This is a genomic window from Pseudomonas graminis, from assembly GCF_900111735.1.
In the GTDB taxonomy this organism is placed as follows: Bacteria; Pseudomonadota; Gammaproteobacteria; order Pseudomonadales; family Pseudomonadaceae; genus Aquipseudomonas; species Aquipseudomonas graminis.
In genome coordinates, this window is the sequence record NZ_FOHW01000029.1 from 36,271 (window position 1) to 46,002 (window position 9,732).

At 61.1% G+C, this 9,732-nt stretch carries 11 protein-coding genes and 1 tRNA gene; 10 read left to right on the forward strand and 2 right to left on the reverse strand.

All coding sequences use genetic code 11. The annotated features are described in order from the left end of the window. Nucleotides 1–139: 139 nt before the first annotated feature. Nucleotides 140–1,585 (forward strand): SulP family inorganic anion transporter, encoded by a 1,446-nt coding sequence (locus tag BMY98_RS19535; protein WP_074891871.1) that lies wholly within the window; start codon nucleotides 140–142, stop codon nucleotides 1,583–1,585. A gap of 27 nt (nucleotides 1,586–1,612) precedes the next feature. On the opposite strand, the gene BMY98_RS19540 is transcribed toward BMY98_RS19535, so the two are convergent. Next, entirely contained in the window at nucleotides 1,613–2,173 is a 561-nt protein-coding gene (locus BMY98_RS19540) for a cysteine hydrolase family protein (protein WP_074891873.1), read from the reverse strand. 248 nt (nucleotides 2,174–2,421) lie between these two features. Next, the gene (locus tag BMY98_RS19545) at nucleotides 2,422–3,345 is read right to left on the reverse strand and encodes a LysR family transcriptional regulator (protein ID WP_074891935.1); all 924 of its coding nucleotides are present in this window, start codon (nucleotides 3,343–3,345) and stop codon (nucleotides 2,422–2,424) included. 119 nt (nucleotides 3,346–3,464) lie between these two features. On the opposite strand from BMY98_RS19545, the gene BMY98_RS19550 reads away from it, so the two are divergent. The 9 genes from BMY98_RS19550 to BMY98_RS19585 all read left to right on the forward strand — a co-directional run bounded on the left by BMY98_RS19550 (nucleotide 3,465) and on the right by BMY98_RS19585 (nucleotide 9,417). Beyond that, the gene (locus BMY98_RS19550) at nucleotides 3,465–4,214 is read left to right on the forward strand and encodes a 3-oxoacyl-ACP reductase family protein (RefSeq protein ID WP_074891875.1); all 750 of its coding nucleotides are present in this window, start codon (nucleotides 3,465–3,467) and stop codon (nucleotides 4,212–4,214) included. Between the two features lie 164 nt (nucleotides 4,215–4,378). Beyond that, nucleotides 4,379–4,468, forward strand: a tRNA-Ser gene (locus BMY98_RS19555). Nucleotides 4,469–4,934: 466 nt separating this feature from the next. Continuing rightward, complete coding sequence (locus BMY98_RS26965) at nucleotides 4,935–5,429, forward strand: helix-turn-helix domain-containing protein (RefSeq protein WP_074891878.1); 495 nt, start codon at nucleotides 4,935–4,937, stop codon at nucleotides 5,427–5,429. 67 nt (nucleotides 5,430–5,496) lie between these two features. Beyond that, nucleotides 5,497–5,931: a DUF4124 domain-containing protein gene (locus BMY98_RS19565; RefSeq protein ID WP_074891880.1), complete on the forward strand. Its 435-nt coding sequence runs from the start codon at nucleotides 5,497–5,499 to the stop codon at nucleotides 5,929–5,931. Nucleotides 5,932–5,940: 9 nt separating this feature from the next. After that, nucleotides 5,941–6,069, forward strand: a complete 129-nt coding sequence (locus BMY98_RS27840) for a hypothetical protein (protein ID WP_281248196.1) — start codon at nucleotides 5,941–5,943, stop codon at nucleotides 6,067–6,069. Nucleotides 6,070–6,323: 254 nt separating this feature from the next. Next, nucleotides 6,324–6,617 (forward strand): DUF6388 family protein, encoded by a 294-nt coding sequence (locus tag BMY98_RS19570; RefSeq protein WP_074891882.1) that lies wholly within the window; start codon nucleotides 6,324–6,326, stop codon nucleotides 6,615–6,617. A gap of 139 nt (nucleotides 6,618–6,756) precedes the next feature. After that, the gene (locus BMY98_RS19575) at nucleotides 6,757–7,446 is read left to right on the forward strand and encodes a crotonase/enoyl-CoA hydratase family protein (RefSeq protein ID WP_074891884.1); all 690 of its coding nucleotides are present in this window, start codon (nucleotides 6,757–6,759) and stop codon (nucleotides 7,444–7,446) included. 151 nt (nucleotides 7,447–7,597) lie between these two features. After that, nucleotides 7,598–8,353 (forward strand): lysophospholipid acyltransferase family protein, encoded by a 756-nt coding sequence (locus BMY98_RS19580; protein ID WP_074891886.1) that lies wholly within the window; start codon nucleotides 7,598–7,600, stop codon nucleotides 8,351–8,353. A gap of 92 nt (nucleotides 8,354–8,445) precedes the next feature. Continuing rightward, nucleotides 8,446–9,417, forward strand: coding sequence for a magnesium and cobalt transport protein CorA (locus BMY98_RS19585; RefSeq protein ID WP_074891888.1), 972 nt, complete (start codon nucleotides 8,446–8,448; stop codon nucleotides 9,415–9,417). Nucleotides 9,418–9,732 lie beyond the last annotated feature (315 nt).

Below are 9,732 nucleotides of genomic sequence, written 5' to 3' on the forward strand. Positions count from 1 at the left end.
ACATCGTTACACAATCGGCAGTGACAGGACACCTGCAGAATGAGTGAAACGCGGCAGGGTGCGGCATTCCTCCGACTGGCCGTCTGCGTTCACATTCCGTAACATCCCCTCCTTTTGCACGCCGCCCTTCAGGACCGCTATGAAACCTGCCCGTCTTCGCGCCGATGTCCTCGCCGGACTCACCACCTCTTTCGCCCTGGTGCCCGAGTGCATCGCCTTCGCGCTGGTCGCGCACCTTAATCCGCTGATGGGCCTGTACGGGGCGTTTATCATCTGCACGCTGACCGCGCTGTTCGGCGGCCGTCCCGGCATGGTCTCCGGCGCGGCGGGTTCGATGGCCGTGGTCATCGTGGCGCTGGTGGTGCAACACGGCGTGCAGTACCTGCTGGCAACGGTGTTGCTGGGCGGATTGGTGATGATCGCGTTCGGATTGCTGCGCCTGGGCAAACTGGTGCGGATGGTGCCGTATCCGGTCATGCTCGGGTTCGTCAACGGCCTCGCGATCGTCATTGCCATGGCGCAGCTGGAGCATTTCAAAAGCGGCGAAAGCTGGCTCAGCGGCACGCCGCTCTATCTGATGATCGGCCTGGTGGCCTTGACCATGGCGGTGGTGTATGTGCTGCCGCGTCTGACTCGCTCGGTGCCGCCGGCGCTGGTCGCCATCCTCGGTGTCGGCCTGCTGGTGTACCTGTTCGACCTGCCGACGCGCACTCTCGGCGACATGGCGCACATTGCCGGCGGTCTGCCGGGCCTGTCGCTGCCGGACGTGCCGTGGAATCTGGAAACCCTGCAAATCATTGCGCCCTACGCGGTTCTGATGGCGCTGGTCGGTCTGCTGGAAACCCTGCTGACCCTGAACCTCACCGATGAAATCACCGAGAGCCGCGGCTACCCCGACCGCGAGTGTGTCGCCCTCGGCGTCGCCAACCTGGCGTCCGGCCTTTGCGGGGGCATGGGCGGCTGCGCGATGATCGGCCAGACCGTGATCAACCTCAGCTCCGGGGGCCGAGGTCGTCTGTCCGGCATCGTCGCCGGGGTGATGATTCTGATGTTCGTGCTGTTCCTGTCGCCCCTCATCGAGCGCATCCCGCTGGCAGCGCTGGTCGGCGTGATGTTCGTGGTGGCCCAGCAGACTTTCGCCTGGGCCTCCCTGCGGGTGCTGCGCAAAGTGCCGCTGAACGACGTCTTTGCGATCATCGCCGTGACCATCGTTACCGTCCTCACCGACCTGGCCACCGCCGTGCTGTTCGGCATCCTCATCGCCGCGCTGAACTTCGCCTGGCAACAGGCTCGCGAGCTGTACGCCGACAGCCATATGGAGGCGGACGGCAGCAAGATGTACCACCTGCACGGCACGCTGTTCTTCGCTTCCACCACGCCGTTCCTCGATCAGTTCGACCACCTCAACGATCCGCAACACGTCACGCTCGACTGCCGTCATCTGATCTTCGTCGACTATTCCGCGATCGCGGCGTTGAAAACCCTGCGCGAGCGCTACCACAAGGCGGGGAAACACCTGCGCGTGGTGCATCTGTCGGAGCGCTGCAAGAAGCTGCTCAAGCGCGCGGGCGTGCAGCACGCCTGAGACGCGTGTTGAGCCTGGCAATGCGGGTTAACTGATCGCCCGCAAAATAGCCTCGGTCGTCACCACCTGCGCGTACTCACCGTGCAGGTTAGCCAGCGACATGGCGTGGATGTCTTCGGCACTGCGCGGCTGTCCGAAGAAGTCCGCGCCGTCGAAGGTGAAGCAGGCATCGTGGGGCACGATGACCTCGAAGCCGAGATTGCCGCCAGTGCGCGCGGTCGACTCCACGGAGTTGTTGGTCACCACGCCGACGATCACCACCTGATTGATCCCGTCCGCACGCAGCCAACCCTCCAGCGCCGAATGGCAGAACGCATCAGGCACCTGTTTGTGCAGCTCGCCTTCGTCGTCCCACGGGACAAACGCCGGCTGAAATTCGACGCCGGACTGCTGCGGCCAGAACACCGAGTCCGGTGAGCGGGAGAAATGCCGCACGTGAATCACCGTGCGCCCGCTGTCGCGCCAGGCGCTCAACAGTTCCAGCATCCGCTGCTCGGCGTCAGGGTTGTTGCGCCGGCCCAGCTTGGGGTGGTTGATGCCCTGCTGCATGTCGATGAGGACCAGCGCCGCTTTGTGATGGATGTCCACTGCTCTTCCTTTCATGACTGGAGGGGCGTACCCCGCGTTGCTGATTATTTGACGCTGAATTCAATGGGACCGCACCTTCCGTAGGAGTGAGCTTGCTCGCGATTGCATTTTTTCAGCGACATCAATGTCGGCTGAAAGAACCTCTTCGCGGGCAAGCGCGCACCTGGAGATTATTTGTCGCTCACTGACCGCAATCGCGAGCAAGCTCACTCCTACAGGGGCTGCGTCAGCAACTAATGTTTGCATAATTACACGGCACTGAAATGCCGCGCCCATTGGTGTTCGGCGAACTGCTCGATGATGAAGTCGACGAACGCGCGGGTCTTGCCCGGCAGTAGTTTGTGCCCACTGTAATAGATGGAAATGTTGCCGTCCTCGACATACCACTCGGGCAGCACCCTTTGCAGCGCACCGCTGCGCAGGTACGGCAGGGCAAACGGCATGCTCACCAGCGCAACGCCCAAGCCCTGACTCGCCGCGCGGCAGGCAGCCTCGGAATCGCTCAGGGTCATGCGCACCTTCATGCGCAGCGGGCTTTGCTCATGACTGCGATGGCTCAACGGCCAGGAGCGGATCCGCCCTGTTTGCGGCGAACGGATCAGAATGCCGTCGCAGTGGTGCAAGTCGTCCGGATGCCTGATCCCTTCGTGGTCTTGCAGCCAATGGGGCGACGCCACCAGCACGCGGTGGGCAGGCGCGAGTTTGCTCGCAACGACGCCCTGGGGCAGGTCGAAGCCGCCGCCAATCGCGGCGTCGAACCCCTGCCCGATCAAGTCCACCTGGCGGTTATCGAAATGCCAGTCGGGGGTGATGGCCGGGTAGCGCTGCAGAAACTCGGCCAGCAGCGGCACCACATAAAGACAGCCGAACACCGTGCCGACGCTGACTTTCAAGGTGCCGGCGGGACTGCCTTCGGCGCTGGCCAGGTTGGCGACAGCGTTCTGAATGGTATTGAGGCTGGCACTGACCTCGCCGAGGAAACGCTGGCCCGCCTCCGTCAGCGTCAACTTGCGCGTACTGCGCTGAAACAGCCTCACGCCCAGCTTCGCTTCAAGTTTGGCGACGCTCTTGCCCACGGCAGCAGGCGTCAGGCTGAGTCGGCGCGCAGCCTCGGCAAAGCTGCCGACCTCGGCACTGCGCACGAAGCATTCAATGCTGCTGAAGTTTTCCATCGCGCTCACTCACAACTTCCGGTTTACACAGACTATCTCGATTACCGGCTACCGGACGGGTAATCCTCGGCAGATACCCGTGTCCATCAACTCACTCCTCACATTCATCGGAGATCGACATGACCCATCCCACCAATCTGATCGGCAAAACAGCACTGGTCCAAGGCGGCTCGCGGGGCATCGGCGCTGCGATCGTCAAACGGCTGGTCGAACAAGGCGCAGCAGTGGCCTTCACCTTCGTCAGCTCGGAAGCCAAAGCGCAGGAGTTGCAAGACAGCATCACCGCAGCCGGCGGCAAAGCCCTGGCGATCAAGGCCGACAGCGCCAACGCCGAAGACATCCGCGACGCCGTCGCCCAGACCGTGGAGACGTTCGGCGGCCTCGACATCCTCGTCAACAACGCCGGCGTGCTGGCCATTGCGCCGCTCGACGAATTCACCCTCGAAGACTTCGACCGAACCCTGGCCATCAACGTACGCAGCGTGTTCATCGCCAGCCAGGAAGCCGCACGGCACATGAAAGAAGGCGGTCGCATCATCAACATCGGCAGCACCAACGCCGACCGCATGCCGTTCGCCGGTGGCGGCGTCTACGCCATGAGCAAGTCGGCGCTGGTCGGCCTGACCAAAGGCCTGGCCCGTGACCTCGGACCGCGCGGCATCACCATCAACAACGTCCAGCCCGGCCCGGTCGACACCGACATGAACCCGGCCGACAGCGACTTCGCCGAAACACTGATGGGCCTGATGGCCATTCCGCGCTACGGCAAATCCGAAGAAATCGCCGCCATGGTCGCCTACCTTGCCGGCCCCGAAGCGGGCTACGTCACCGGCGCCAGCCTGACCATCGACGGCGGCTTCGGCGCCTGATCTCAGCGCCCTCGCCCTCGACGCGAAGCCCCGGACCTCAATGACGAGCCGGGGCTTCGCGCTTTTTGCTTAAGCGCATGAAAATTCTGAAAAAAAGTTTTGCCTTCGCCAAAGCTTTCGACTACATTAGCGCGCCTCGACAGACTGAACGTCTGGAGAGATACGGTGAAGTGTCCGAGTGGCTTAAGGAGCACGCCTGGAAAGTGTGTATACAAGAAATTGTATCGAGAGTTCGAATCTCTCCTTCACCGCCACATTAAAAAGATCCCCGCAACGCTCATGGCGTGCGGGGATTTTTGTTTGTGTCGCTCAGCAAATAGTGTCTATGTGGGAGTGAGCTTCTCACGAAGGCGGCATTTCAACCGCTGGATATTCTGCATTTCAAAGACGCTCTTCGCGAGCAAGCTCACTCCCTCAGTTCTTTCATCGACTTGTAAAGCGGCGATGTATCTGCCCACCTCGCGCCATCCGACCATGTCACGACCGCCTGACCCACTCCATTGGAAAGAATAGAATCGCGCGCTGTTGATTTTTCCACGCAAAACGTCGGAAAAATCGCCATTCGAGTGCCTTAGCAGCTAAGGTCTACCCGTTGTACAGTGTGAATGAATCCAATTCCCATACGCGGCTAGCTTTATATTAAAAACCAGCGCGTATTCCGGCCCCCATTGCGCACCCGCGGGAGACACGAGCAGGGTGCGAATTCGCAGGAGTAGGTTGATGAATGGCATCGGTAAACGGTTGAGGCAAGAAAGGAAGCGTCTGAAATTGACGCAAAGCGCACTGGGCGCCATTGGTGGTGTGGAAGCCAACGCTCAGGGACATTATGAAAGCGGGCAGCGATTGCCCAGGGCGGATTATCTGTTCAAGATCGCCGCCGCCGGCGTGGACATTAACCGCGTCGTCACTGGGGTGGAGGCCTCGGGCCGCGGAGAAGCGCCCTTATTTGCGACGATGCTTGCGGATAGGGAGACGGAGACTGAAGCCGATCTCGACAGCTCGGAAAGCATGGTGAAAATCATCAGCCAGTTGCGTCAAAGCCTGTGGATCACGGCGAATGCCTTGTGCGAAGTCACCCGGCTGGTTGATTCCGAAGAGCCGCGCTCGAGCGCCGATCATGTCGAAGATCACCTGAAGGTGTTGCAAGGCGACGCCGACATGTTCGCGGCACTCGCGCTGGCGAAAGTCCAGAAAGCCGCCCACGAGGCCCACTGATCCCGATCAGCGTCACTGACAACCGAACCTCTCAGATGGTAGCCTTGCGCCATCCAGGGAGGTTCCTATGAGCAGATTTCCACTACTGTCCGCAGCGGTCATGGCGTTGCTCTTGTGCGACGCGGCAAACGCGGACGTGTTCAAGTGTGTCGCCGCCAATGGCGCCATCAGTTTCGGCCAAAGTCCTTGCCCCACTTACGTAGGGGAATCCACGGTACAGCGCCCGCCTCCGTCCCGGCTTTCCAGCGAGTGGGAGGAAACCGATTTCCCCTATCGCTTGAACAAGAACGCCACCGAGATTCTGCAAGTCAGCCGACGCAGGAAGCTGATCATCACCAACGAGCGTGAAATTGCTGATCGCCTGCAAAGCATCCGCCCTCCGCCACCTGGCCTCCCCTCGACGTGCGTCGCCCCTCGTTATGACAGCGCCTGCTTCGACCCCTCCGGCGGCCGGGTTCGCCAACCCGTGAAAAGCGGCCTGATGAAATCCTCGGGAAAATGACAGCGCCGCTTGTTTACTCGCGTTATCGACATCAGCCTGCCGATCACCCTTGGCCTGGCGGCGCTGTTGTACATCACCCTGCTGCGCACCTTTCCCGAACCGGTGGGCGTGTATGGCTCCATGGGTCCGCACCCGTGACTCGGCAATAACGCACATCGCAACGTAAAGAAGCCGATGGCGATCGGTTGAAAGTCCGACGCCGTTGACAAGGGCTCGCTGCAAAGCGGGCCCTTTTCGTTGGGGAACCTACCCGCGAGGCTACCCCGACCGACGGGTCGCGTGCCGCTGGCGCGAGTGATTCACATCACGCACAATCGTTGCCTGGCTCATTACCTCAGCAGCATTCCACCCACAGCAACACGTCAGCTCGACCCACAGGAGATCACCCCCGCATGAACGCAAACGACTGGACCGAAGCTGCCTTGGCGAAGTACATCGTGACCAATCCGATGTTGCAGGCTGAAATCCAGGATTTGAGCCCGAAAGAGCAGCAACAGCAAACCCTCTGGGCCTTCGAAGATGAAGCCGAAAATCTGGGTATCCCGACCTGGGAGCTGGCGCTCACCTTCATTGCCGAAACCCCCGAGCAGCTCAAGGAACTGCGCGTTGCTGCACACAAGGAAGCGGCCGAGGCACTGGACATGGACTGGGAAGAGTACTGCGAACTGAACGAAGTCGAAGTTTAACCGCCCCTCTCCGCTCCCTCTCAGGGTCGCCAGCGCTGGCGACCCGCTCCCCTGACTTGCCAGTCATCCTTTACGCTTTACCTTGCCCTGCCGGGTGAGTAACGTCTGCGCCACTTCAAAACAAAAAAGGACTCGCTCCATGAGTGATTTGGTCGCCTATCAACTGGATGACGGCGTTGCGACGCTGACCCTGACCAACGGCAAGGTCAACGCCATCAGCAACGACGTGGTCGCTGCGTTCAATGCTGCACTCGACCGCGCCGAGCAGGACCGCGCCGTGGTGATCATCACCGGTCAGCCCGGGATCCTTTCGGGCGGGTACGACCTGAAAATCATGACCTCGTCGCCGGAAGCCGCCATGGCCCTGGTCGCCGAGGGTTCCACGCTGGCGCGGCGCATGCTGTCGTTCCCGTTCCCCATCGTGGTCGCGTGCGGCGGTCATGCCGTGGCAAAAGGCGCGTTCCTGCTGTTGTCGGCGGATTACCGCATCGGCGTCGACGGCCCGTTCAGCATCGGTCTGAATGAGGTGCAAATCGGCATGACCATGCACCACGCCGGCATCGAGCTGGCCCGTGATCGCCTGCGCAAAAGTGCCTTCGGACGTTCGGTGATCTGCGGCGAGATGTTCGATCCCCAAGGCGCGCTGCAAGCCGGCTTCTTCGACAAAGTGGTCGCCCCGGAAGAACTCACCGAGGCCGCGCGCACCGTGGCGCTGCAAATGAAGAAGATCAACATGCGCGCCCACAAGCAAACCAAGTTGAAAGTGCGCAAGGAATTCCTCGAGACCCTCGACCGGGCGATCGAGCTGGATCGTCAGATCCCGCTCTGAGGGATCACCGACAACGCGCTGCATTCCTTGCGGCGCGTTCCTCCTGAAACATCCCGTTAAATTCCTGATCCTCCGCCCGGCCCGTGGGCGATTGCCGATTCCAGTGCACATCCGTACACTGCGCGCCTTTTCGCCTACCGGGTGGTTTTGCATGCTGTTCGTACTGCGTATGTTGCTGATGGGGCTTCACTTTATCGTCGCCGGCGCGCTGGGGTTGTTGCTCGGCTTGTGCCGTCCCTTCAACCCTGACAACAGCCGCCTGTGTGCTCGCCTCTACGCCCTCCCCGCCATGGGGATTCTCGGGCTGCGCCTGAATGCTCAGCTCACCCCGCAGTTCGAGCAGGCCAGGCCCTGCGTGATCATCTGTAACCACCAGTCCAACCACGATCTGTTCGTCCTCGGCAACATCGTGCCGCCGCGCACGGTTTGCATCGGCAAAAAAAGTCTCAAATGGGTGCCGTTCTTTGGCCAGTTGTTCTGGCTGGCGGGCAACGTGCTGATTGATCGCGGCAACCCGCAACGGGCGCGCCGCGCCATTCTCCAGACCACCGACACCCTGCAGCACAAGGACACCTCGATCTGGGTGTTCCCCGAAGGCACGCGCAACAAGGGCGAAGGACTGATGCCTTTCAAACGTGGGGCGTTTCAGATGGCGATCGAGGCCGGAGTGCCCATCGTGCCGGTGTGCGTGAGTACCTACGTGCGCAGCATGGATCTGAATCGATGGAGCAGTGGCGAAGTGATCATCCGTACGCTGCCCGCTCTCCCGACTTCGGGCCTGACCAGCGAAGACATCCCGCAACTCATCGCGCTCTGCCACGGCCAGATGCAGGCCTGCATCGCCAGCATGGACGCGCACGTCCGTGGGTCCGCCACCGCCATCCCAACAGACGCTGAACAGCCCTGAAAAAACCTGCGAACTCGTTTAAATCCGCCGACTCTGATCAGGGAGCGCGCTAAGCTGCGCGTCAGTTCTCCCTAAAAGAAGAAGCAGACATTATGGGTCGAGTGGTTGCCGCTGCCGTTTACAGCGCCGGAAAGAAAGTCACCAACATTTCCCTCGACGAAGGCGCGGCCTGGGCGGCGAAACCCGGGCATTTCGTCTGGATCGGCCTTGAGCAGCCAGACCTCGAACAGCTGACCACCCTGCAACGGCAGTTCAACCTGCACGAGCTGGCCATCGAAGATGCGCTGGAAGTCCACAGCCGGCCAAAGCTGGAAACCTTCGGTGACGCACTGTTCATCGTGACCTACGCGCCGATCCGCGAGAACGGCAAGCTGATCTTCATCGAGACGCACATCTTCGCCGGCAAGGGCTACATCATCACCTCGCGCAACGGCGATTCGAAGTCCTACGGGGTGGTGCGTCAGCGCTGCGAGGCCCGGCCGCTGCTGCTGGAGCACGGTGAAGACTTCGTCCTGTATGCGCTGCTGGATTTCGTCACCGAGAACTACCAGCCGGTCACCGAGCAGATTCACTGCGAGCTGGAAGAGCTTGAGCACAATGTGCTGCGCAAGGACCTCAACGAATCCGACATTCACCGCATCCACGCGCTGCGTCGTGACCTGCTGCGCCTGCGCCGCTACGTCGCCCCCATGGTGGAGATCGGCGAGGAGCTGCAGAAGCTCAGCTTCCCCTTCATCGACAAGAACATGCGTCCGTACTTCCGTGACGTGGAGATCCACGTCAAACGGCAGATGGAAGACCTTTCCAACCTGCGCGACATCGCCAGCCAGACCATCGAAATCAGCCTGCTGCTGGAGTCTTCACGGCAGAGCCTGACCCAGCGCAAATTTGCCGCCTGGGCCGCAATCCTGGCCTTCCCCACCGCCATCGCCGGGATCTACGGGATGAACTTCGAGAACATGCCCGAACTGACCTGGCATTACGGTTATTACATGGTGTTAAGCGTGATCGTCGGCGGGTGCGGGGTCTTGTTCGCGAGCTTCAAGCGGTCGGGGTGGCTTTGAACATTCTCCTGCTTCGAGTCATACACCGCCTGTAGGCGCCGGCTTGCTGGCGAACGCGTATGCACGTACGACCATCATGCGTCGGATGTACCGGCCTCTTCGCGGGCAAGCGCGCTCCTACACCGATCGGCGGCAAACAGTGAGATCTGGTGGCAGACGCTGGTCTTTTCCTGGCTGAAGCCGGTCTAGAGAAACACCGCGTACTTTAGTGGGACCGGCATTAGCCTGGAAGACGTCGGGTGTCACACCGCGCAGCAATTGACGTACTGCAGATCTGTAGGAGCGCGCTTGCCCGCGAATGCGTAGTCACGGACG